18 protein-coding genes are annotated in these 19,461 nt (G+C 68.1%); 5 read left to right on the top strand and 13 right to left on the bottom strand.

Annotation, left to right across the window (positions count from 1 at the left end):
• Positions 1 to 46 precede the first annotated feature (46 nt).
• Both ACGF7Y_RS08890 and rfbA read right to left on the bottom strand, forming a co-directional pair.
• The gene (locus tag ACGF7Y_RS08890; protein ID WP_040864275.1) at positions 47 to 595 is read right to left on the bottom strand and encodes a dTDP-4-dehydrorhamnose 3,5-epimerase family protein; all 549 of its coding nucleotides are present in this window, start codon (positions 593 to 595) and stop codon (positions 47 to 49) included.
• Between the two features lie 2 nt (positions 596 to 597).
• Entirely contained in the window at positions 598 to 1,470 is an 873-nt protein-coding gene (gene rfbA / locus ACGF7Y_RS08885; RefSeq protein ID WP_357123196.1) for a glucose-1-phosphate thymidylyltransferase RfbA, read from the bottom strand.
• A gap of 228 nt (positions 1,471 to 1,698) precedes the next feature.
• Between rfbA and ACGF7Y_RS08880 the strand changes: the two genes are divergently transcribed.
• Positions 1,699 to 2,688: an alpha/beta hydrolase gene (locus ACGF7Y_RS08880; protein WP_393231174.1), complete on the top strand. Its 990-nt coding sequence runs from the start codon at positions 1,699 to 1,701 to the stop codon at positions 2,686 to 2,688.
• A gap of 181 nt (positions 2,689 to 2,869) precedes the next feature.
• On the opposite strand, the gene ACGF7Y_RS08875 is transcribed toward ACGF7Y_RS08880, so the two are convergent.
• Complete coding sequence (locus tag ACGF7Y_RS08875) at positions 2,870 to 3,577, bottom strand: hypothetical protein (RefSeq protein ID WP_393231171.1); 708 nt, start codon at positions 3,575 to 3,577, stop codon at positions 2,870 to 2,872.
• A 306-nt stretch (positions 3,578 to 3,883) separates the two neighbouring features.
• On the opposite strand from ACGF7Y_RS08875, the gene rfbB reads away from it, so the two are divergent.
• Positions 3,884 to 4,900 carry a dTDP-glucose 4,6-dehydratase gene (rfbB, locus tag ACGF7Y_RS08870; RefSeq protein WP_393231169.1) on the top strand — a complete coding sequence of 339 codons (1,017 nt, stop codon included), beginning with the start codon at positions 3,884 to 3,886 and terminating at the stop codon, positions 4,898 to 4,900.
• Positions 4,901 to 4,949: 49 nt separating this feature from the next.
• Here the strand turns inward: rfbB and ACGF7Y_RS08865 are convergent, their stop codons facing one another.
• Both ACGF7Y_RS08865 and ACGF7Y_RS08860 read right to left on the bottom strand, forming a co-directional pair.
• The gene (locus ACGF7Y_RS08865; RefSeq protein ID WP_393231166.1) at positions 4,950 to 6,545 is read right to left on the bottom strand and encodes a DUF2142 domain-containing protein; all 1,596 of its coding nucleotides are present in this window, start codon (positions 6,543 to 6,545) and stop codon (positions 4,950 to 4,952) included.
• Positions 6,542 to 7,534, bottom strand: a complete 993-nt coding sequence (locus tag ACGF7Y_RS08860; RefSeq protein ID WP_063048314.1) for a glycosyltransferase — start codon at positions 7,532 to 7,534, stop codon at positions 6,542 to 6,544. Before ACGF7Y_RS08860 ends, ACGF7Y_RS08865 begins: the two co-directional genes overlap by 4 nt.
• A gap of 147 nt (positions 7,535 to 7,681) precedes the next feature.
• Between ACGF7Y_RS08860 and ACGF7Y_RS08855 the strand changes: the two genes are divergently transcribed.
• Complete coding sequence (locus tag ACGF7Y_RS08855) at positions 7,682 to 8,218, top strand: GtrA family protein (protein ID WP_393231163.1); 537 nt, start codon at positions 7,682 to 7,684, stop codon at positions 8,216 to 8,218.
• A gap of 134 nt (positions 8,219 to 8,352) precedes the next feature.
• Positions 8,353 to 10,269 carry a glycosyltransferase gene (locus ACGF7Y_RS08850; protein WP_393231160.1) on the top strand — a complete coding sequence of 639 codons (1,917 nt, stop codon included), beginning with the start codon at positions 8,353 to 8,355 and terminating at the stop codon, positions 10,267 to 10,269.
• Between the two features lie 105 nt (positions 10,270 to 10,374).
• Here ACGF7Y_RS08850 and ACGF7Y_RS08845 read toward each other — a convergent pair whose 3' ends face one another.
• From ACGF7Y_RS08845 to ACGF7Y_RS08815, 7 genes are all read right to left on the bottom strand, one after another.
• Positions 10,375 to 11,226 carry an SDR family oxidoreductase gene (locus tag ACGF7Y_RS08845; RefSeq protein ID WP_393231158.1) on the bottom strand — a complete coding sequence of 284 codons (852 nt, stop codon included), beginning with the start codon at positions 11,224 to 11,226 and terminating at the stop codon, positions 10,375 to 10,377.
• 146 nt (positions 11,227 to 11,372) lie between these two features.
• Positions 11,373 to 12,080 (bottom strand): hypothetical protein, encoded by a 708-nt coding sequence (locus tag ACGF7Y_RS08840; RefSeq protein WP_357043364.1) that lies wholly within the window; start codon positions 12,078 to 12,080, stop codon positions 11,373 to 11,375.
• A 57-nt stretch (positions 12,081 to 12,137) separates the two neighbouring features.
• Positions 12,138 to 13,184, bottom strand: a complete 1,047-nt coding sequence (gene rsgA, locus ACGF7Y_RS08835; RefSeq protein ID WP_393231155.1) for a ribosome small subunit-dependent GTPase A — start codon at positions 13,182 to 13,184, stop codon at positions 12,138 to 12,140.
• 252 nt (positions 13,185 to 13,436) lie between these two features.
• The gene (locus tag ACGF7Y_RS08830; protein WP_393231153.1) at positions 13,437 to 14,369 is read right to left on the bottom strand and encodes a glycosyltransferase; all 933 of its coding nucleotides are present in this window, start codon (positions 14,367 to 14,369) and stop codon (positions 13,437 to 13,439) included.
• Entirely contained in the window at positions 14,366 to 15,202 is an 837-nt protein-coding gene (locus ACGF7Y_RS08825; RefSeq protein WP_357043370.1) for an ABC transporter ATP-binding protein, read from the bottom strand. The genes ACGF7Y_RS08830 and ACGF7Y_RS08825 overlap by 4 nt, the downstream gene beginning before the upstream one ends.
• A gap of 11 nt (positions 15,203 to 15,213) precedes the next feature.
• Positions 15,214 to 16,095: an ABC transporter permease gene (locus ACGF7Y_RS08820; RefSeq protein ID WP_393231150.1), complete on the bottom strand. Its 882-nt coding sequence runs from the start codon at positions 16,093 to 16,095 to the stop codon at positions 15,214 to 15,216.
• 213 nt (positions 16,096 to 16,308) lie between these two features.
• Positions 16,309 to 16,914 (bottom strand): bacterial proteasome activator family protein, encoded by a 606-nt coding sequence (locus tag ACGF7Y_RS08815; protein WP_393231147.1) that lies wholly within the window; start codon positions 16,912 to 16,914, stop codon positions 16,309 to 16,311.
• A 251-nt stretch (positions 16,915 to 17,165) separates the two neighbouring features.
• Between ACGF7Y_RS08815 and ACGF7Y_RS08810 the strand changes: the two genes are divergently transcribed.
• Entirely contained in the window at positions 17,166 to 18,368 is a 1,203-nt protein-coding gene (locus tag ACGF7Y_RS08810; RefSeq protein ID WP_040864285.1) for a cysteine desulfurase-like protein, read from the top strand.
• Positions 18,369 to 18,375: 7 nt separating this feature from the next.
• Here the strand turns inward: ACGF7Y_RS08810 and ACGF7Y_RS08805 are convergent, their stop codons facing one another.
• Complete coding sequence (locus ACGF7Y_RS08805; protein WP_393231144.1) at positions 18,376 to 19,380, bottom strand: NAD(P)H-quinone oxidoreductase; 1,005 nt, start codon at positions 19,378 to 19,380, stop codon at positions 18,376 to 18,378.
• Positions 19,381 to 19,461 lie beyond the last annotated feature (81 nt).

Below are 19,461 nucleotides of genomic sequence, written 5' to 3'. Positions count from 1 at the left end.
GCGGTCCGGCGCGCGGGTCAGGACGGGCGTTGCTCCTTCGTGCGGATCAGGAGAACGGCGGGGCCGCAGTATCTTTCGCTGACCGGACGAAGGTGAGTTCGCTGCCGTCCCGCCCCACGCGCGGCCATTCGATGCCCAGCGTCGGATCGAACGCGTCCATGTCGTGGTCGAACTCCGGCTGGTACTCCAGTGAGCACAGGTAGGTGACGGTCGATCCGTCCTCCAGCGACAGGATCGCGTGGCCGAGTCCTTCGGACAGGAAGACCGAGCGCCGGTCGACGTCGTCGAGCAGCACGCTGTCCCAGCGACCGTAGGTCGGCGAACCGGGGCGCAGGTCGACCACCACGTCGAGGAACGCACCGCGCACGCAGGTCACGTACTTGGCCTGGCCCGGCGGATCCTCGGTGTAGTGGATGCCGCGCAGCACCCCGGCCGCCGACACCGAGCAGTTCACCTGCCGCAGGTCGAACGGTCGCCCGGTCGCCTTCTCGAACTCCGAGGCCTTGAAGCCCTCGAGGAACATGCCGCGATCGTCGCCGTGCTGGCGAGGCGTGACCACCCACGCGCCCGGCACCGCGAGCTCCCGGAACTCCATGCTCACCAGTCCCGTCCGCGTTCGAGCAAATCGAGCAGGTAGCGGCCGTAACCGGAGCGGATCATCGGTTCGGCCAGTCTGCACAGCTGCTCGTCGTCGATGAAACCCATCCGCCAGGCCACCTCTTCGGGGACGCCGATCTTGAGGCCTTGCCGCTCTTCGATGGTGCGCACGTAATTGGCCGCGTCCAGCAGGGAATCGAAGGTGCCGGTGTCCAGCCACGCGGTGCCGCGGGCGAGTACGTCCACGCTCAGGCGATCCTGTTCCAGGTAGGCGCGATTGATGTCGGTGATCTCGTATTCGCCGCGCGCGGAGGGTCGCAGCGACCGGGCGATCTCCACCACGTCGTTGTCGTAGAAGTACAGGCCCGGAATGGCGTAGTTCGACCGCGGCGTCTTGGGCTTCTCCTCGATGGACACCGCCCGCCCCTCGGTGAACTCCACCACGCCGTAGGCGGTGGGATCGGAGACCCAGTAGGCGAACACCGCGCCGCCGTCGATCCCGTGGAAGCGATTCAGGCTGGTGCCGAGGCCGGGGCCGTGAAAGATGTTGTCGCCGAGCACCAGTGCGGCGCAATCCGCGCCGATATGGTCGGCGCCGAGGACGAAGGCCCTGGCCAGGCCATCCGGCTCGGGCTGGACCACGTAGCCGAGCGACAGGCCGAACTGCGTGCCGTCGCCGAGCAGCCGCCGGAACGCCGCGGCGTCATCGGGTGTCGTGATCACCAGGATGTCCCTGATCCCCGCGAGCATGAGCGTGGAAAGGGGGTAGTAGACCATGGGTTTGTCGTAGACCGGGACCAGCTGCTTGCTCACCCCGCGCGTGATCGGGTGCAACCGGGAGCCGGTGCCGCCCGCCAAGATGATTCCGCGCATGCATGGAGTCTGCCAGTTTCACGACGCCGGGATTCGGTGAGGTTCCGAGTAGTCCTCGATTCGGTCACGGTTGTTTCGCCGCGGCGCGGATCGAGCGATTCTGTTGCGTAGGTCACTATGCGCATGGTGTTCTGAAAAGACACCGCGTGAGATGTCAGCGCCGACAGCTCGCCTGGGCGACCTCGGTCCGGTCGTGATTCGGCGCACCAGTTGTGAGGTAGGTGCGCGATGGCGACCAGAGACGGCGAGCCCGGCGTGGTGATGAACCCGAAGGGCCCCAGCGCGCAATCGCGGCTGCTGCTGGCCACCTGTATGGGCGTGGTCCGGCCGGTGCTGCGAACCTTCCCGGTCACCAGGTCGACCATTCCTCTCGGCGCCGCCACCGTGGACGGGCTGGCGCGGTTGCGTCCTCGGCCGCACGGCATCGACCGGGAGCAGGTGTCGCTGCACGGTATCCGCCTGGAGATCATCCGCCCGGCCGGTGCGTCGCGTGCGCTGCGCCACGGCGCGGTGCTCTATATGCACGGCGGCGGTTTCGCGATCTGCAGTACCCGCAGCCACCGCCCGATCGCGGCCAGCCTGGCCCGCCGTACCGGTCTGCCCGTGATCAACGTCGAGTACCGCCAACTGCCCGGCACGCGGATCACCGACTCGGTGCGCGACTGCCTCGCCGCCTACCGCTGGCTGCTGCGTCACGGCGCCGATCCGGGGCGGATCATCTTCGCGGGCGACTCGGCGGGCGGATACCTCACCTTCGCGACCGCGCTGCTCGCCCTGGAATCGGGTCTGCCCGCGCCCGCCGGGTTGGTCGGCTTGAGCCCGCTGCTCGATCTGGACTACGGGGCGAAGCGCGACTATGTGAATGTGACGCGCGATCCGTATATCCCGCTGTCGGCGCTGGAAGCGGTGGTGCGCATCGGCGCCGAGATCGACGGGGCGCTCGATCCGAGTCTGTCGCCGGTCAACGCGGTGCTGTCCGCGCTGCCCCCCGTGCTGCTGATCGCCGCCGAGGACGAGGTGCTGCGCTTCGACTCCGAATTGATGGCACAGCGGCTCACCGCGGCGGGCGTGCCGAACGCGCTGGAACTGTGGCGCGGCCAGGTCCACGCCTTCATGAGCATCGCGCCGGGCCTGCCGGAGAGCAGGGCGGCGCTGGCGCGGGTCTCGCGGTTCGTGCGGGCCCGCATCGAGGACGACCAGCAGGCACGGACGGCTTGACCGCCCGGCCTTTCGAGGCGAGCCTCGCCCCGCATTCCAGGCGGGACGGGGCTCGCGTCCTGTACGGAGCGCTGCGCCGCACCGGCCGAGATCGGTTCCGAATCGAAGAAAAGCGAAGCCCCGTCCACACGATCACGCGGACGGGGCTTCGCTGATTTTCAGTTGTGCGTTCGTTCGCGAATTACTTCGGCGCGTTGAACGGCTGGTTGATGGTGCTGAAGTACTGGATCGCAGCACCGATCGCGACCGGAGCGGTGACCAGCAGCTGGCCGGCGAGGGTGCCCAGGGCGCCGACGGCGATGATGCCGCCGAGGCAGCCGATGGCGGCAGCCGGGATGAACGCGCCGAACAGGCCGATGATGGCCGCCGAGGCGACGGTGGCGCCGGCGATGCCGCCGAGCACGCAGCCGACTGCGGCGCCGCTGAGGCCGCCGACCAGGGTGCCGATGGTGGCGCCGGTCGAGATGGTGTCCTTCATGCGGTTGAAGGCGGCCGTCTCACGGTCGTACTCGGACTTCCACGGCGCCTTGTCCTCGAAGGGGAGGGCGACCGGCTTGTAGGTCGCGTGCGCCATGTCGAACTGGGGGGTCAGGGTGGCGGTGTGGTCCGCGATCTCGGCAGCGATCGGGAACTCGAAGTCGTCGACCCGGAAGGTCAGCGGCATGCCGGTCAGCACGTCGCCGTTGGCGGCCTTGACCTTGAAGGTGCCATCCTCGACGACCATGGAACCGGCATCGGTCGTGATGATGGACTGGGTGTCGGTCGCGTGGGCGGTGAAGTTCACCGCGCCATCGGCCTCGGGGGCCGGAGCCGCGTTCACGGTGCCGGCGGTGACGCCGAGGGCGGCGATCAGCAGTGCCGACGTCGCGGCGAATTTCCTCATCAGCATTTTGTTTGGAACCTCGATTGGAACGTTCGGAGGGGACTAGACGAGCAAAATCTAGACCAGCTAACGCGTGGTGAACCGCTTGTGACTGTTTATTCAAATTTTGTTCACCATCGAGACCCACGGCTCGGTGGGGTCTCGGAAATGTGGGCGCTGACCGGGGTTTTCCGGAACAAAACAATCCGATAATTCTATTCGCTGGGAAGTCAATGAGACGAACGTCACAGTTAAAAATCATGGAGTGGCACTCGGCCGCACCGGGTTTCGAGTCCTTCGCCGGTTCGGCGCGGCCCCACGTACAGTCATGGGGTGCGATTGCTCGTCACCGGCGGCGCCGGGTTCATCGGCGCGAACTTCGTCCAGCAGACCGTGTCCGACCACCCGGATGCGACCGTCGTCGTCCTCGACGCCTTGACCTACGCCGGGAACCGGGCCTCGCTCGACCCGGTGGCCGACCGCATCCGCTTCGTGCACGGTGACATCGCCGATCTCGATCTGGTCGACGAGCTGGTCGGTGGCGTCGACGCGGTGGTGCACTTCGCCGCGGAATCACACAACGACAACTCTCTCGCCGAGCCGTGGCCGTTCGTGCAGACGAATATCGTCGGCACCTATGCCCTGCTGCAAGCCGTGCGCAGGCACGACGTGCGCTACCACCACGTGTCGACCGACGAGGTCTACGGCGACCTGGCCCCCGACGACCCGGCCTTCACCGAGACCACCCCGTACAACCCGTCCAGCCCCTACTCGGCCACCAAGGCATCCAGCGATCTGCTGGTGCGCGCGTGGACCCGTTCGTTCGGCGTGCGCGCCACCATCTCCAACTGCAGTAACAACTACGGGCCCTACCAGCACGTGGAAAAATTCATCCCGCGCCAGATCACCAACTTGATCGACGGGGTGCGTCCCCGGCTCTACGGAGCGGGGCATCAGGTGCGCGACTGGATTCACGTCGAGGACCACAACCGCGCCGTGTGGGAGATCCTGCGCCACGGCCGGATCGGGCAGACCTACCTGATCGGCGCCGACGGCCAACTCGACAACAAGTCCGTGGTGCGGATGATCCTCGCCGAGTTCGACCGCGATCCCGACGATTTCGATCACGTCACCGACCGGCCCGGCCACGACCAGCGCTACGCGATCGACGCGACATTGCTGCGTTCCGAACTCGGTTGGCGGCCCCGCTACGCGGACTTCCGCGCCGGCCTCGCGGCGACCATCCGGTGGTATCGGGACAACGAATCCTGGTGGCGCCCATACAAGGCGGCCACCGAGCGGGCCTACACCGCGGCGGGGGAGCGGACGCTCAGCGCGACGGGCGACTGAAACGACAACGGCGCCTCGGGGACCAGCCCCGAGGCGCCGTGATCGACCCTCAGCCCCAGACGATGGTGTAGTACTTCGCCGCCGCGGCGATCAGCGCCACACTGGACGCCACCAGCACGGTGACGGCCGGGCCCACCGACGGAGTCTTGCCCGTCGAATCGGTGAGCCGCAGCGGCATCCAGCGCAGCAGCACCGCGAGCGTCACGATCGCCAGCGGCACGAAGTAGCGGCCCTGCACGCCATCGATGATGTAGTAGCCGACCGGCGTGAACGACATGTACAGCGTCACGTAGATCATCGCGACGCTTGCGGCCATGGTGAGCGCGACGATCAGGGTGCGGCGGAAGGCCGGGGCGGTCATCCGTTCGGCGATGCCGAGACTCACCGCGAACGCCAGCAGACAGGCCAGCATCGACAGGGCGGGCACGTCGACGTAGGCGAAGCCGAGTTCGCCGAAGAACTGGCTGAACCAGCGCTGGTCGCGCAGCGCGATGCTCTCGCCGAATACGTGCACGAATTCCGGTGGGTCGCGCAGGATGCCATTGAGCTGATCGCCGGGACGCACCGAATGCCACTGGTGCGGCGGCCGCATCAGGCCCATCCCGTCCCCGGTCGGCGCCGCGATCTTCATCCACACCGCGAAGGCGAGCGCGCCGAGCGCGGCGAAGATCCACGGGATTCCGCGCCGCCGGCCGCTGAAACCGAACCGCTCGGCGGGCACCAAGGCGACCAGCAATGCCAGCAGCACATAGGTGGGCTTGCTCACCGGCAGCAGGATCGTCGCGGCCAGCAGCGCGCCGATCTCCACCCGGCCCAGTCGCTCGCCGAGGAACAGGGCCTTCACCAGCAGCGCGGAGACCAGGATGGCCAGCGCGTTGGTCATGGTGTCGGCGGTGACCGTGCCCGCCTGGAACACCGCGATCGGCAGCACGGCGACGGTGAACGCCAGCCACTGCACCCGGTGCGCGCGCAAGGCGTACAGGCCGAACCCGACCACCGCGAGGTAGGCCACCAGTCCGGCCAGGCGGGTGAGCAGCAGGAGGCCGCCCACGTCGAGCCCGAAGAGTTCGCCGAGGCGGATACCGATGGCGGCGGGAATGTAGGGAACCGGCGAGTAGGCGGCGGTGTTGGTGAACCAGACCGGTTCGGTGGCATCCGACACCGCGGCGCTCGTCAACCGGTCGTAGCGGGCCGGATCGCCCACCATCGGATCCGGCTCGTCCGGGTTGGTGGTGTAGTCCTGCAACGCGTAGCCCATCAGCACGGTGATGCTGGACGGGATGTCGCCGCCGTAGGCGATGCCGCGATCGTCGTGGATCTTCTGCGGCAGGAAACCGCCGTGCGCGACCTGGTAGGCGCGGCCGAACTGGGTGATCTCGTCATGACCCCAGAACGGTGGGGTGAGGACGGTGAACAGCGCTCCGAAGATCGTCGCCAGCAGGGTGAAGGCGATCGTCGCTGCGCCCAGCCGGGTCACCATGCGGCCCGCGAAGCCTTTCGGGCCCCGGTCCGTGCCGGGAGCAGTCTCCGCCTCGGCGTCGACGGCGGGTAGCGGTGCGGTGTCGGTCGCGGGTAGTGGTGCGGTGTCCGTCGGCTCGTCCAGATCCTTGTCCGGCGTCGCGGTGGGATCCGCCTTGGTCGTCAACGCCCGGCTCCGGCGTCACGGGCGGCAGCGCCGGCGCCGGTGATCCGCGGGTCGTCCGCGCCCACCGCGGTGTAGCGCAGGTAGACCAGGCGCGCGGCTTCGTGGCGGGAGCGGCGGATGCCGTCGAGGATGAGGCCCGCCGTCCAGGCGAGGCTGCCCAGCAGCAGCAGGGTGAAGGCGAGGAACAGCGTCGGGAACCGGGGCACCGTGTGGGTGTTGTAGAACTCGACGATTATCGGGATGGTCAGGATGATCGAGACCAGCCAGCTCAGCGTGCCGAACAGGCCGTAGAACGCCACCGGCCGCTCGTGCCGGGCCAGCCCGATGATCAGGGCGAGGATCTTGAACCCGTCGTGATAGGTGCGCAGCTTGCTCTCGCTGCCCGCCGGGCGATCGCGGAAGCCGACCGGCACCGCTGTCTGCGGCACCCGCAGGTGCAGCGAATGCACGGTGAGCTCGGTCTCGATCTCGAACTCCCGGGACACCGCGGGGAAGCTCTTCACGAAACGGCGGGAGAACACCCGGAAGCCGGAGAGCATGTCCTCGACGTTCTCCCCGAACACCTTGCCGACCACGCCGTTGAGCACCCTGTTGCCGGTCTCGTGGCCCGCGCGGTAGGCGGAGGCGCCCTCGTCCTGCTTGCGCACGCCGAGCACGTGATCATAGGGGCCGTCCAGCAGCGTCTTGATCATCAGCGGCGCGGCCGACGCCTCGTAGGTGTCGTCGCCGTCGACCATCAGGTACACGTCGGCTTCGATATCGGCGAAGGCGCGGCGCACCACATTGCCCTTGCCTTTGGTGTGCTCGTGCCGCACGATCGCTCCGGCCTCCCGGGCGCGCTCGGCGGTGGCGTCCGTACTCAGATTGTCGTAGACGTAGACGACGATCCCCGGCACGGCGGCCTGCAGATCGGCCACGACCTTGGCGACCGAGGCCTCTTCGTTGTGACACGGAACCACGGCGGCAATACGGAGCTCGGTGGAGTCCACCCGGGTCAATCCTCGCGATCGGTGGTGAATGTGGGAACACGGGGAGGGTACAGGGAACTCACAGCTTGTGCGTGGCCGACCTCACCGTGCGCGGGAGCCGATTTTCCCCTCGCGGGCGGTTGCGCGAGGCTGCGGTACCGTCGGGCCGTGCCATCCAGTGAGTCCACCGCACCCGCGGGCCAGCCAGTGACGCCGGAGACCGCATCGGTCGTGCGCAAGGTGCTCACCGCGCTGCGCAGAGGCGGGGCGTTCCTCGTGGTCGGCGCGATCGGCTTCCTGGTGGACGCGGGCACGTACAACCTCCTGGTCTTCTGGGGCGGCGAGGGCGTGCTGTATCACTACCCGCTTCCGGCCAAGATCATCGCGATCGCGGTGGCGACGGTGGTGACCTATTTCGGCAACAAATGGTGGACTTTCGCGCACAAGCAAACCGACAATCCCGGACGCGAGTACCTCCTGTACGCCGTGTTCAACGTCGTCGCGATCGGCCTGCAACTGGGCTGTCTCGGCTTCTCCCGCTACGTGCTCGACCTGTCCAGCCCGCTGTCGGACAACATCTCCGGTACGTTGATCGGGCAGATCGTGGCCGTGGTGTTCCGGTTCTGGGCTTACGACAAATTCGTCTTCACCGGGGCGCGGGCGGGCACGAGCGGCGCTACCGACAACGAATCGGCGAACGTTTAGCAATGGTTCGAGCACACGTCGGCATGGCTGTACGGCGGGCAAGCGCACAGGGCGGTTGATATCCTCACCCCCGCCGTGAGGCATCGAGGGGCGTGTCTGTCCCGTCCGGCACAATGAGAAATTTCGAGGATTTCATGGATCAGTCGGCTATCGAGGCCGTTACCGAAACAAACGATCGCTCGACGGCCGCTGAGGCGCCTGCCGCGCTGCGCGCCGACCATCGGGCGCCGGACCGGCTCGTGCTCCAGCGCGGCATCTTCACCGGTCCGTCGGCGAAGGTGAGCGACGAGCTGTATGCCGTCGTGAAAGGCGGCGCGCACCGGGAACGCCAGACCTTGCGGTTGGACAAGGGCGCGACCGCGCACACGAACACCTATTTCGGCCGGTTCGCCGCCAGCTACTGGCAGCGCTGGACCACGGTCACCGAAGTGCGGGCCACCATGGTGCTCGAGGTGGTCGCGAAGGCGAGGATTCGGCTGGTGGCCTCCGACATCGCGGGGCATCGCCGGATCATCGACACCGCGCGGGTCGACGCGAGCGGTTCGGTCACGCTGACCGCCCCGCTCGACCAGTACGTCGACGGCGGGGCGCTATGGCTGGAGTTCGACGCCATCGGCGGCGCGCTCGGCATCGCGGAGCTGAGCTGGACCGCCGTCGCGCCGGAGCGTGTTCGCCCGGTCGCCATCGCGATCTGCACCTTCAACCGCGCGGCCGACTGCGCCGAGACGGTGGCGGCGCTCGCCTCCGATCCGACCGTGCTCGCCGCGATCGACGCGGTGTACGTGGTCGACCAGGGCACCGATCTGGTCGAGAACCGGCCGCGCTACCAGGAGGTCGCACCGGTCCTCGGCGAGAAGCTGCGCTACCTGCGCCAGCCGAACCTCGGCGGCGCGGGCGGCTTCACCCGCGGGCTCTACGAGGTGTCCGCGGTCAACGAGCACGCCGACGTCATCCTGATGGACGACGATATCCTGTGCGAGCCGGAGACGGTGCTGCGGCTGAACGCGTTCGCCAACCTGACGGTCGAGCCGACCCTGGTCGGCGCGCAGATGCTGTTCCTGCTCAACCCCGACTACCTCAACGTCGGCGCGGAGGAGGTGCACCTGAACCGGCTGCGGCACGGCCAGAAGGTGCCGAAGGCGCTGCGCAACACCAGCATGTTGAAGAAGAACCAGGAGCGCCGTGTCGACGCGGGCTACAACGCCTGGTGGACCTGCCTGATCCCGGCCGAGGTGGTCGCGAAGATCGGGCTGCCGATCCCGATCTTCTTCCAGTGGGACGACGTGGAATACGGCGTCCGGGCGCGCGAGCACGGTTTCGTCACCGTCACGCTGCCCAACGCCGCGGTTTGGCACGCGGACTTCTACTGGAAGGACTACGACGACTGGGCGCGTTACTTCAGTACCCGGAACTCGCTGATCGTCGGCTCGATGCATACGGAGCTGGACGGTAAGGAGATCAGCCGCAAGCTGTTCCGGGAGATGTCCGAGCAACTGGTCGCGATGCAGTATGGCCTGGTGCACACCACGTTGCAGGGCATCGAGGACTTCCTGAAGGGCCCGAAGGTGCTGCGGGACGGCGGTATCGAAGCGCTGGCCGCCGCGCGCACGAGCCGGGCGGATTACGCCGAGACGATCAAGCACCCGGCCGCGACGCCGCCGGTCCGCTCGGCCGACATCCAATTGCGCCGTGCGGGTGGCGAACCCAGTCGTGTGCTGCTGGTGCTGATCAAGCGCGCGATCAATCAGTGGCTCGGTCGTACCCAGCACGGCATCATCGGCGTCACCAGGGAAGACGCCTACTGGTGGCATGTCTCGCTGTTCGACCACGTAGTGGTCACCGACGCCTCGCAGTCCGGCGTCCGGGTGCGCAGGCGCGACAAGGCCCGCGCGCTTCAGTTGCTGCGCCGCATGGTGCGTGTGCTGCGCCGTCTGCGCCGGGAGTTGCCCGCGTTGCAGGCGCAGTACCGCGCCGCCATGCCGGAACTGACCAGCCGGGAGAACTGGGAGCGGCTGTACGGGATCGAGGGGTCCGCCACGCCTCGCACGTAGGCCGGAGACCGGGCGCCCCCGAAGCCGCGAACGGCATCGGGGGCGCCCGGCACTCTTCACGAAACCGGTTGCCGCGCGAGCGTTCGCGTCGCGGCAGCCGGCGCGTCAGAGAAAGAGATCTGTGGTGAGTTCGCCGTCGCCCGGGGTGACGCGGTACTTGTCCAGATCGGTGATGCCGTGCGCGGCCAGGACTTCGTCATCGATGAAGAAGTTGCCGCTGGTCTCCTTGCCGGGCGAGGTGAGCACCAGGTAGGCGGCGTCGGCGTAGATGTCGGGGGTGCGCGAGGTGGAGACCATCTCCTCGCCGCCGAGCAGGTTCTTCACCGCGGCCGTCGCGATGGTGGTGCGCGGCCACAGCGAGTTGACGCCGATGCCGTCGCCCTTGAGTTCCTCGGCCAGGCCCAGCGTGGTCAGCGACATGCCGTACTTGGCGATGGTGTAGCCCAGCGACGCGCCCGCCCATTTGGGGTCGAGGTTCAGCGGCGGCGACAGGGTGAGGATGTGCGGGTTGCGCCCGGACTTCGCCGATTCGCGCAGATGCGGGATGCTCAGCTTGGACAGCAGGAAGCTGCCGCGGCAGTTGATGTCCTGCATCAGGTCGTACTTCTTCATCGTCAGCGCGTCCGTGGGGGACAGGTCGATCGCCGAGGCGTTGTTCACCACGATGTCGATGCCGCCGAAGCGCTCGACCGTCCGCCGCACCGCCTCGGCCACCGACTCGTCGATGCGGACGTCGCCCACGAACGGCAACACCTGGCCGCCCGCCGCCTCGAGCTCCGCGGCGGCGGTGTGGATCGTGCCGGGCAGTTTCGGATGCGGCTGATCGGTCTTCGCGATCAGGGTGATGTTGGCGCCGTCCGCCGCGGCCCGCTTGGCGATCTCCAGCCCGATGCCGCGGCTGCCGCCGGACATGATCATCGTCCGGCCCGCTAGCGGCTTTGATCCCGATTCCGTCATCTGACCTGCTCCTTCGTTTCCGCCGCGAGCACCGGCCCTCGGCTGTACGCGCTTGCAGACTAAGCGTAAACCTCGCCGTTATGCAACCAGTTGCATAGGGTGCGCGAAGAGAGGGCGCCGGCGTGCCGGCGCCCTCCGGCCGCGGCTCAGATCGTGGCGATGAGCACGATGTTCAGCAGGAACATCAGTCCGACCAGGGCCCAGACGATGTAGAGGAACAGCATGCCCGGCGCCTTCTGCGGAACCGGTCCGATCGCGCCGTTGAGGAAGATCACAACCGGCGGCTTGTAGTAGAACCGCGCGGCCTGTCCCTCGGCGATCGGCACGGTGACGTTCGCCGCACCCATGTCGAACAACCACGGAGTGGTGACCCGGACGTGGTACTGGCCCGGCCCGACCGGGATGTGGTTCGCGCCCCATCGGGTGTTGGGCACCCGCTGGCCGTTGACCAGGATCTTCGGCTTGGTCAGCGCGAGCAGGAACGTCCAGATCGAGTACGAGGCATCGATGGTGATGCCCGGTGGGTCGGCGGGTTGGCCGTAACCCTGCTGTGGTGCGAACTGCTGCGGCTGCCCGTACGGTTGCGGCTGCCCGAACTGCTGCGGCTGCCCATATGGCTGCGGCTGACCGTATTGCGGTGCGGGCTGGCCGAATTGCGGTTGCCCGTACGGCGGCTGCCCCGCCTGCGGCTGGGCGAGATGCGGTTGGCTCGGATGCTGCCCCGGAGGCGGCGCGTACTGCGCGGGCGCCTGCGGCGGATACTGACCGACGGGCGGTTGCTGACCGAACGCCGGCTGCCCGGGCCATGAACCGGGCTGCTGGCCGTGTGGCGGATACCCGCCGGGATGACTCATCTATCCCTCCCAGATAGCGAATGATGCGAGGGGCACCCTACCGTGCCCCCCGCTGGGTCAGCGTCGCGAGTTCCGCTCCCGGAACATCTTGCGGTGCTGCTTGGTGATATCCCGCCAAGCCCGTTCACGTTCGGCTTGCAGCCGCTTGTCGGTGCGCGCCCGCGCCCACTCGTTTTCGCGCGCCAGCTTGTTGTAGCTGTCGAGTCTGCGCTGGGTGAGCTCGCCGCTGTCGATCGCTTCCCGCACCGCGCACCCCGGTTCGCCGCGGTGCGCGCAATCGCCGAAACGGCACTGGACCGCGAGGGATTCGATGTCACTGAAGGTCTTCTCGATGCCTTCGGTGGCGTCCCACAGCCCGATGCCGCGCAGCCCCGGCGTATCGATCAGGGTGCCGCCGCCGGGCAGCGGGCGCAGTTCCCGGTGCACCGTGGTGTGCCTGCCTTTCTTGTCCGCGTCGCGGACCGCGTTGGTGGCGAAGATCTCCGCGCCGAGCAGCGCGTTGGCGAGGGTCGACTTCCCAGCACCGGAGGGTCCGAGCAGTGCGACGGTGCCGTCGAGCATCGCGGTGAGCACATCGAGCCCCAGGCCGGTGTTCGCGCTCACCTCGAGTACAGCAGCGCCCGGCGCGACGGCGCGCACCTCGTCGAGCGGGAGGTCGTCGGCCGCGTCGGCCTTGGTGAGCAGCACGATGGGCTGGGCGTCGCTCTCCCAGGCCAGCGCGAGCATGCGTTCGATGCGACCGAGGTCCACATCGCCGTCGGCGGCGGTGCAGATCAGGACGGTGTCGACATTGGCGGCGAGCACCTGGCCCTGCGACCGGCCGGAAACCGACGACCGCACGATCGCCGAGCGGCGCGGCAGCAAGCGCCGCACGGCCGACGTGGCGTCGACGGTCACCCAATCACCGGTGCACAACCCGCTGACCTCGGAATCCGAGCGCGGGCAGCGAGCGCGGGCCAGCCCGTTCGGTGTGGCTACATCGCATTCACTGCGATCCATGCGGATCACCCGCGCGGGCACACAACCGTCCTCGATCATCGAGGAGTATCGGGCGGAAACGGCTTCGGTCCAGCCGTAAGGGACGAGAAGGTCGTGGTCGACCATGGTGGAAAGGAATCCTTCGTCGGGCGCCGAACCCGACCAGGGTTCAGCGAGCGGAGAATGAGGTGGAGTCTCGTGTGGCGGCGCGACTGAGATCGGCTCGCCCGGACACGACAATCCGCACGTTCCTCGTCACGGTCCACACCTCCTTCCGCTCTCGCAGTCGACCCACTCTCGCACCCGGCCCCCGTCCGGCACAACCGAATTTCCGACTTCCGCGGGCCGCGCACCGCCGACGGCGCGACCCGCGGCGGATCAGTCGGGTTTGCCGAACTGCTCGTGGCGGCCGAGGGAGCGAAGGTGGAACCATTCGCGCAGGCCGGCGGGGTCACGGCGAGTGACCAGGAAGAACCAGGAGAAGCGAACCCATTCCTGGGGAAGCAGTTTCCGCATACCCGGCTGGGACATCAGATAGCCGCGGTTGCGGTAGGTGAAGTAGCGCTTCACCGGATCGTCCGGGTACTGCGTGTGCATCCGGCCGCCGAGGATCGGCTTGAACTCGGCCGCGCCGTTGGGATGCAGATACGCCGTCTGCAGGCAGGTGCCGAACGGCAGTCCGGAGCGCACCAGCCTGCGATGCACCTCGACCTCGTCACCGCGCACGAACAGGCGCAGGTCCGGCACGCCGATCACGTCGACCGCCTGCGCGGAGATCAGCGCGCCGTTGAACAGCGAGGCGATGCCGGGCAGGAAATCCTCGTCGCCGAGTTCCGAGCGCAGCCTGCGCCAGACCACGCCGCGGCGCAGCGGGAAGGCGAGACGGTCGGGCTCATCGATGTCGCAGACCACGGGCGAGACCTCGACCAGGCCGTGCCGCTTCGCGCAGTCCAGCAGGGTGGACAGCACATCGGGGCCTTCGGGCCTGCCGTCGTCGTCGGCGAGCCACACCCAGTCCGCGCCGATGCTCAGCGCGTGCAGCATGCCGAGCGCGAACCCGCCCGCGCCGCCCAGGTTGTGCGCCGAGCCCAGGTAGGTGGATTCCACCGGCTGGTCGCGCACCAGGTCGGCGACCTCCGCCTCGTTGCCGTTGTCGATCACGATCAGGTGATCCACCGGCCGGGACTGGGACGCAACGACTTTCAGCGACTCGGCGAGCAGTTCACGGCGCCTGTGCGTGACCACGACCGCCACGATGCGCTGCGGCGAATCCGAGTCCGTCGCAGCGGACTTCGCCGGGAGACCGCTCATGCCTTGTTCCGCTCCAATTCTCGTTCTGTTTCGCCGGCCCGTTCGGCTTCCATTTCGCGCAGCACGGTCGCGACGTGATTCCCGGCGTCCGGCCCCTCATAGGCTCGCACCACTTCTTCGATGCCGCCGCGCAAGCGGATCTGGCCGTGGTCGATCCACAGCGCCGTATCGCACAGCTGCGCGAGGAATTCGTTGGAATGGCTGGCGAAAACCAGGATGCCGGAACGCGCTACCAAGGACTGCAACCGCAGCCGGGCCTTCTTCATGAATTCCGCGTCGACGGCGCCGATACCCTCGTCCAGCAGCAGGATTTCCGGATCGATCGAGGTGACCACGCCCATTGCCAGGCGCACCCGCATACCGGTGGAATAGGTGCGCAGCGGCATGGACAGGTATTCGCCGAGCTCGGTGAAATCCGCGATCTCATCGATCTTCGCCAGCATCTGCTTACGCGTCTGCCCGAGGAACAGGCCGCGGATGATGATGTTCTCGTAGCCGGAGATCTCCGGATCCATGCCGACGCCGAGGTCGAACACCGGCGCCACCCGCCCGCGGATGCGCGCACTGCCGCGCGACGGCTCGTAGATGCCGGAAAGCAAGCGCAGCAGCGTCGACTTACCCGCGCCGTTGTGCCCGACCAAGCCGACCCGGTCGCCCTCCTTCAACGAGAGATTGATCTCCCGAAGGGCTTCGACCACGACGACATCGGACTGATTGCGCCCGATCGCGCCGCCCGCTTTACCGAGGAACGCTTTTTTCAACGACCGCGATTTGGCGTCGAAGATCGGGAATTCGACCCACGCCTCCTGGGTCTCGATACTCACACGACTCATCGGGGGCGCTCCTATACCCAGTACGGTACGCGCGAACGGTACTGCTTCATGGCGAAGATCGCCACGATCCAGCCGACCAGGGTGATCGTGCCGACGATCACCCAGTGCCGCAGCTCCTGCGGCTCGCCGAGCAACGGCGCCCGGACGATTTCGAGATAGTGGAACGTCGGCACGAGTTCGGCCAGTTTCGCGCGGTCGCCGGTGCCGACCTGCGATTGCAGAGTCTTGGTTGTCCACATGACCGGCGTCAGCACGAACAGCATCAGCGTGGTGCTGCCGAGAATCGGCGCGATGTCGCGGTAGCGAGTGCTGAAGATGCCGAAGACGATCGACACCCACATGGAATTCAGGAAGATCAGCGCGATCGCCGGAATCGCCATCAGGCTGGCCACCCCGAGGTGCCGCCAGACGCCGAACGCGGCGAGCATCACCAGGTAGATGACCATGTTGTGGGCGAAGAACAGCAGCTGCCGCCACACCATCCGGTAGACGTGCACGCTGAGCGCGGAAGGAAGCTGCTTGATCAGGCCCTCGTTGGCGATGAAGACCTCCGAGCCCTCCAGGATGCTCGCGCTGATCACGTTCCAGATGATCAGCCCGACCGTCACGTACGGCAGGTACTCGCGCAGCGGCTGGCCGAGCAGCGCCGCGTACAGCACACCCATCGCCACGGCCTGCAAGCCGGTGGCGATGGTGATCCAGAACGGGCCGAGCACCGAGCGGCGGTAGCGCTGCTTGATGTCCTGCCAGCCCAGCGACAGCCACAGCTCGCGCTGCGCGAACCCGCCCGCGAAATCCTGGAACGCGCGCCGGAACGTCTGGGAGTCCGGCACGATCTTCGCCTCGGTGGCTCCCGAGTGCAACGTCTCCGTCTCCGGGGTGGCCGCGCTCACCGGACGCTCCTGCGAGTCGTCGCCGGACGGCGCCGTGTGCTCGGGCGAGGTGTCATCTGAACGCGCTTGGTCATCGGAACCAACTGAGCTCTCTTCAGGACGCACCGCACTCGGGTCGGAGACCGAGTCGGAGCGAGCGGCAGCGGCGGGCACGGTGCACGAGACTACCCTTGCGGCTTCCTACCCCCGCGTGGCACACGCGCGTCGCCGGTCTCACAGGTACTGGCCGGAACCGCCGGTGACGTGACTGGTCTGTCCGCCGCGCGGGTCGACGGCCTGGATGCCGGGCGGTAACGCGCCCTGACGCATCTGTTCGAGCTGGGCGCGCGCGGCCATCTGCTGGGCGAACAGTGCGGTCTGGATGCCGTGGAACAGGCCCTCCAGCCAGCCGACCAGCTGGGCCTGCGCGATCCGCAACTCGGCGTCGGTCGGAGCGGTGTCGTCGGTGAACGGCAGGGTGAGCCGCTCGAGTTCCTCCCGCAGTTCGGGGGCGAGCCCCTGTTCGAGCTCGCGCACCGAGGACTTGTGGATCTCCTTGAGGCGATTGCGGCTGGCCTCGTCCAGGGGAGCGGCCCGCACCTCCTCGAGCAGTTGCTTGATCATGGTGCCGATCCGCATGACCTTCGCGGGCTGCTCGACCATGTCGGCGAGCGATTCGCCGGAGTCGTCCCGGTCGTCCGAGTTGTCCTTATTATCGTCGTCGGTCACGACCTGAGCGGTGTAGGGCGTCTCCGATCCGGCTACCGCCGGAATGGCCAGGGGCCTGCCGTCGGGTCCGACAACGACGATGTGGTCCGGTGCCTCGTCCGAGTGCGTCATGGTCCCTATCATGTCGTGTTCGGTCCGAACGCGCTAAGCCGGTGCTCCCGGGCCGCGCTCGCGGCATGGTTCGGCGCGCGCCGCCGGTCCACGCCGCCGCGGGAGGTCGGCGTTCTATTCTGTTCGGGTCGTGTGGTTCGGATTTGTCGAAAGTCGGTCGCCATGCTGAGTCCCAGGTTGCTGTGCTCCCGCCACGATGTGGAGGGGAACGCGGTTACACAGGCTCGTCCGCTGCCCTTAGAGTGGCCAGCATGACTTACGACGTCGCGAGGGTTCGGGGCCTGATACCGTCCCTGGGCGACGGCTGGATCCACCTCGACCCGCAAGCGGGCATGCTGGTTCCGGACGCGGTATCCCGCGCCGTGTCAACGGGTTTCCGAACCTCCTCCTTCTCACATATCGGCCGCAACGGCGCCGCGGTGCGCAGCGCGGCGATTCTGGACGCGGCTCGCGAGGCCGTGGCGGACCTCGTCGGCGGCGACCCGGCGGGTGTCGTACTCGGCCCCGACCGCGCGGTCCTGCTGGCCTGGCTCGCCGAATCGCTGAGTTCTCGCCTTGGCCTCGGCACCGGCATCGTGCTCTCGCGGCTGGACGACGAGGCCAACGTCGCGCCGTGGCTGCGCATCGCCAACCGCTACGGCGCGCACGTGCGCTGGGCCGAGGTGGAGATCGAGACCTGCGAGATGCCGTCCTGGCAGTTCGAGGAACTGATCGGGCCTACAGCGCGGCTGGTCGCGCTCACCGCCGCCTCGCCGATCGTCGGCTCCGCCCCGGCCGTGCGGGTGGCCGCGGACCGGGTGCACGAAGTGGGCGGGCTGCTGGTGGCCGACGCGTTCGGCGCCGCGCCCTACGCGCTGATCGACATCGATGAACTGAACGCCGACGTCGTCGCGCTGAGCGCACCGGCATGGGGCGGTCCGCAGATCGGCGCGTTGGTCTTCCGTGACCCGGCCTTCCTGGACCGGATTCCGTCCATGTCCTTGAACCCCTACGCCAAGGGCGCCGAGCGGCTCGAGGTCGGCGGGCACCAGTACGCGCTGCTGGCGGGCCTGACCACCTCCATCGACTTCCTGGCGGGGCTGGACGAGCGGGCGCGCGGCACCCGGCGCGAGCGCCTGGAGATGTCGATCACCTCGTTGCAGGACTACCACGACCAGCTGTTCGAGCACTTGATGAGCGTGCTCGACTCGATCCCCGGTCTCACCGTGATCGGCCGCGCGTCCACCCGCATCCCCACGGTCAGCTTCACGCTCGGCGGCATGCAGGCGGAGAAGGTCGCGGCGAAGCTCGCCGACAACCGGATCGGCACGGTGAGCGGCGTGCACGGCGGCAGCAGGCTGCTGGACGCGCTCGGCGTCAACGACGAAGGCGGCGCGGTGACCATCGGCCTCGCGCCCTACACCACCAAGTTCGAGATCGATCAGCTCGGCAGGGCACTGCTCGCGCTGGAGTGAGCGGCGCTCACAGCTCCCGTACCCGGAGCACCACCTTGCCGAACACCTCGCCGGAGTCCAGCAGCCGGTGCGCTTCGGCGGCCTCCTCGATCGGCAGTTCGGCGGCGATGACCGGCGCCACCGTGCCGTCGGCGACCAGCGGCCACAGCTGCCTGCGCACCTCGCCCACGATCTCGGCTTTGCTGCCGACGCCGGTCGCGGGCCGCGCGCGCACGTTGGTGGCGTGCACGGTGCCCCACTTGCGCAACAGGACACCCAGGTTCAGCTCGGCGGACACGCCACCCTGCATGCCGATCACCACGAGTCGGCCGTGCTCGGCCAGCGCGTCGACGTTCCGTCCCAGGTAGGCCGCGCCCATGTTGTCCAGGATGACGTCCGCGCCGACGCCGCCGGCGCTCGATCGCTGGGCGCGCACGACGGCGACGAAATCGTCCTCCTTGTAATTGATCAGTACATCCGCCCCCAGCTCCGCGCAGCGCGCCAGCTTGTCCGCCGAGCCCGCGGTCACCGCCACACGCGCGCCGAGAGCTTTGGCGACCTGAATGGCATGCGTGCCGATCCCGCTGCCGCCACCGTGCACCAACACCAGCTGATCGGCCCGCAGCCGCGCGGTCATCACCAGGTTCGACCACACGGTCGCCGCCACTTCGGGCAGCCCGGCCGCCGCGCCCAGGTCCAGGGCGTCGGGAACCGGAAGCACCTGGGTCGCAGGCACCACGACCCGCTCGGCGTAACCGCCGCCGGACAGCAGCGCGCAGACTCGATCGCCGACCGCCCACTCCCGCACTCCGTCGCCGAGTTCGGCGATCACACCGGAGCATTCGAGGCCGAGCAGCGGGCTGGCTCCCGGCGGGGGCGGGTAGTAGCCCTGACGCTGCAACAGATCGGCCCGATTGACGCCCGCCGCGTCCACCTCGATCAGCACTTCACCGTGTCCGGGCTCCGGATCCGGCACCTCCGACAACGACATGACCTCGGGACCGCCGGAACCTTTCAGAACTATCGCGCGCACCGTGCCATAGTGCTCCGCCCGCAGCGGCGGTTGCGCGCTGCCCCCCGCGCAGGGGAGCCGGGAGGGAAACGTGCTGCGGAA

This window comes from Nocardia sp. NPDC047654 (assembly GCF_043205035.1).
Classification (GTDB): Bacteria; Actinomycetota; Actinomycetes; order Mycobacteriales; family Mycobacteriaceae; genus Nocardia.
Note: the sequence above shows the minus strand (reverse complement) of the source record. Positions and strands in the feature narration are given on the sequence as shown.

Excerpts from the sequence above, each read along its gene's own strand:
- ACGF7Y_RS08890 (WP_040864275.1), bottom strand. The coding sequence starts at position 595 with ATGGAGTTCCGGGAGCTCGCGGTGCCGGGCGCGTGGGTGGTCACGCCT.
- rfbA (WP_357123196.1), bottom strand. The coding sequence starts at position 1,470 with ATGCGCGGAATCATCTTGGCGGGCGGCACCGGCTCCCGGTTGCACCCG.
- ACGF7Y_RS08880 (WP_393231174.1), top strand. The coding sequence starts at position 1,699 with ATGGCGACCAGAGACGGCGAGCCCGGCGTGGTGATGAACCCGAAGGGC.
- ACGF7Y_RS08875 (WP_393231171.1), bottom strand. The coding sequence starts at position 3,577 with ATGCTGATGAGGAAATTCGCCGCGACGTCGGCACTGCTGATCGCCGCC.
- ACGF7Y_RS08850 (WP_393231160.1), top strand. The coding sequence starts at position 8,353 with ATGGATCAGTCGGCTATCGAGGCCGTTACCGAAACAAACGATCGCTCG.
- ACGF7Y_RS08845 (WP_393231158.1), bottom strand. The coding sequence starts at position 11,226 with ATGACGGAATCGGGATCAAAGCCGCTAGCGGGCCGGACGATGATCATG.
- ACGF7Y_RS08840 (WP_357043364.1), bottom strand. The coding sequence starts at position 12,080 with ATGAGTCATCCCGGCGGGTATCCGCCACACGGCCAGCAGCCCGGTTCA.
- rsgA (WP_393231155.1), bottom strand. The coding sequence starts at position 13,184 with ATGGTCGACCACGACCTTCTCGTCCCTTACGGCTGGACCGAAGCCGTT.
- ACGF7Y_RS08830 (WP_393231153.1), bottom strand. The coding sequence starts at position 14,369 with ATGAGCGGTCTCCCGGCGAAGTCCGCTGCGACGGACTCGGATTCGCCG.
- ACGF7Y_RS08825 (WP_357043370.1), bottom strand. The coding sequence starts at position 15,202 with ATGAGTCGTGTGAGTATCGAGACCCAGGAGGCGTGGGTCGAATTCCCG.
- ACGF7Y_RS08815 (WP_393231147.1), bottom strand. The coding sequence starts at position 16,914 with ATGACGCACTCGGACGAGGCACCGGACCACATCGTCGTTGTCGGACCC.
- ACGF7Y_RS08810 (WP_040864285.1), top strand. The coding sequence starts at position 17,166 with ATGACTTACGACGTCGCGAGGGTTCGGGGCCTGATACCGTCCCTGGGC.